This window comes from Exiguobacterium sp. A1_3_1 (assembly GCF_048985645.1).
GTDB classification, from domain to species: Bacteria; Bacillota; Bacilli; order Exiguobacteriales; family Exiguobacteriaceae; genus Exiguobacterium_A; species Exiguobacterium_A indicum.
In genome coordinates, this window is the sequence record NZ_WBYY01000273.1 from 1 (window position 1) to 2,443 (window position 2,443).

Here is a 2,443-nt window from a genome sequence, read left to right on the forward strand (position 1 = left end):
CATCTTCATGATGTTCACAAAAGACGATCGGACCATATTGTTCATACGATAAAATCGCTGATAAGGGAAGACTGTGCGACACGACGATGAGTGCGTCGATTTCCTGTTGCGCCAGCGCATCCAGTGCCAGTTGCTCATGCGTTTCCACATAATTCGTTTGCCACGTCAAGAACCGATAGCTCGCGTCAAAGGCGGCTTGCGCGATGCCTTGAAGAATGGCAGCGTGATATGGATGATCAACGAACGGAAGCATGACTCCGACCGTTTTTGTCATACCCGTCGATAGATGGACAGCTGTCTGATTACGGATATATCCGAGTTTTTCGATAGCTTCTCGAACAGTTTGTCGCTTCTCGTTCGCAACGTAAGGATGATCATTTAGTACACGTGAGACTGTCGTAACGGACACGTTGGCTTCACGTGCCAAGTCTCGGATGTTCGTCATCGCGCATCCCTCCTGGATTACATCTTACGAGATAATCGTCGTTCAAGTCGGCGCCAATCCTGTCGAGAGACGGGAGCCGAGAATGGAGCTGTCTGCTCAGCCAATTCATTGATTTTTGAGAGCAGTCTTATTTTTTCTTGAGGAGACAAATCAGGGTATTGATCGACCAACGTGTGCTGACACAAATAATAGCCTGCTGGTGTATGCAATTGTTCGATGGCCCACTCAAAAGCAACATTTCGTTTAAACAGTTGTGTTAACCGTGTATGAATCGACATGATGATTACCTCCTTTTTAGTGTATATCAAGACGATAGGCTATGAAACGCGTTTCACGGCAAGAACTATTTTTGAGCAGTGGATCGATTGGAAAAATTCAGCAAGAATTGACCAGTTAGACAAAGAAGTCTATGATTGTGACGATACAACACAAAGAGGGGCGAACGTAAAATGGAATCGACAGACTCGAAGCTGGCATTAAAAATGCTCGTTGTTCTATCTCGGACGATGCATGCGGTGACGGAGCAAGTGAAGGCAGACATCAAAACACATCAGTTGAATTTATCAGAATTCGGAGTTCTTGAATTGCTGTACCACAAAGGGGACACGCCTCTACAACAAATTGGCGATAAGATTCTATTAACGAGCGGAAGTGTGACGTATGTCGTGGATAAACTTGAAAAGCGTGGGTTGATTGCGCGAAAATCATGTGCGACGGATCGTCGTGTCACGTTTGGGACATTAACGGAAGCTGGACGCGAACTAATGGAAGAGACATTCCCGAAACATGAAGCCTTTTTAGCAGACTTATTTAACGATTTGTCGGTTTCTGAAAAGGAACAGTTGATTGATCAGTTGAAACGAATCGGTTTACGAGCCGAACATTATACGCCGCTCGAAAATGTGTAAGAATTAGCACTCATAAGATCAAGAAAGCTCAGGTCACGGACTTGAGCTTTTTTTATTCGTTTGGAAGTCAAACTAATTGACAAACGAAAAGGTGGTTGGTATGTTTAGTTACAGAATTTACTTTAAATAAAAGGGAGAAATAATAATGACTAAATTACTTTATGTAACTGTTAACCCGAAAGCTACAGAACACTCTTTCAGCCTTCAAGTCGGTGAAGCATTCCTCGAAAGCTACAAAGCAGCGAATCCTTCAGCTGAAGTAGAAGTTCTTGATCTATATAACGAAACAGTCCAAGAAATCGATACAGATGTTCTAAGCGCATGGGGCAAATTCGCAACAGGCGAAGAGTTAACAGAAGTGGAGATCGCAAAAGTCGGTACGATGACAAAACATCTCGAGCAATACATGGAAGCAGATGAGTATGTCTTCGTCACACCAATGTGGAACTTCTCTTTCCCAGCGCGTCTCAAAATGTACATCGACAGCGTTCTTCTTGCAGGTAAAACATTCGCTTATACTGCAGAAGGTCCAAAAGGCTTGATGGAAGGCAAAAAAGCACTCCACATCCAAGCAACAGGTGGCGTCTACACAGGATCTGGTCTCAACTTCGGTGATGACTACCTCCGTCAAGCGCTTGCTTTCACTGGTGTAACAGACTACGATGCACTCTTCATCGAAGGTATGGCAATGAACCCAGAAAAAGCAGAAGAAATCAAAGAAGCAGCAATCGCTAAAGCGAAAGAACTCGGTCGTTCATTCTCGACTGTCAACGCATAAGATAAGCGTCAAAAAGGCTCCCGCCGTGTCGGGAGCCTTGAGACTGAAGACAAAGCGTAATTTTTCTCTTAACGAGAAAGATTGCGCTTTTTTGTTCATCTCGCATCGTTTTCCTGGAACAAGCATCGCGCCGCTTCACTTCGTTGCAGGGTCGCTCTTGCTTGTTTTCCCTAGGAAGCGATGTCGAGTGAACAAAACGATTCTCTGATTATCCTTTTTCCAGAGATAAAAAGAATGACACGTCATACGCCACTCCTACAGGAAAAGCGCGATTTTGCGCTGTCAGAGACAAACAAGACCCGTTTTTCTGCT

Annotated in this window: 4 protein-coding genes; 2 read left to right on the plus strand and 2 right to left on the minus strand. The window is 44.4% G+C overall.

Translation table 11 applies throughout. The features are described 5' to 3' along the window. Both F8N00_RS17595 and F8N00_RS17600 read right to left on the minus strand, forming a co-directional pair. Positions 1–445: LacI family DNA-binding transcriptional regulator (locus F8N00_RS17595; RefSeq protein ID WP_421018701.1), on the minus strand; the 445-nt coding region annotated here is incomplete at its 3' end. Positions 446–462: 17 nt separating this feature from the next. After that, complete coding sequence (locus tag F8N00_RS17600) at positions 463–723, minus strand: hypothetical protein (RefSeq protein WP_023469711.1); 261 nt, start codon at positions 721–723, stop codon at positions 463–465. A gap of 171 nt (positions 724–894) precedes the next feature. Here F8N00_RS17600 and F8N00_RS17605 point away from each other — a divergent pair, with 171 nt between their 5' ends. Then, positions 895–1,353 carry a MarR family winged helix-turn-helix transcriptional regulator gene (locus F8N00_RS17605; RefSeq protein ID WP_023469710.1) on the plus strand — a complete coding sequence of 153 codons (459 nt, stop codon included), beginning with the start codon at positions 895–897 and terminating at the stop codon, positions 1,351–1,353. Between the two features lie 145 nt (positions 1,354–1,498). Beyond that, a complete protein-coding gene (locus tag F8N00_RS17610; protein ID WP_023469709.1) occupies positions 1,499–2,131 on the plus strand; it encodes an NAD(P)H-dependent oxidoreductase in 633 nt (210 codons plus the stop codon). Positions 2,132–2,443 lie beyond the last annotated feature (312 nt).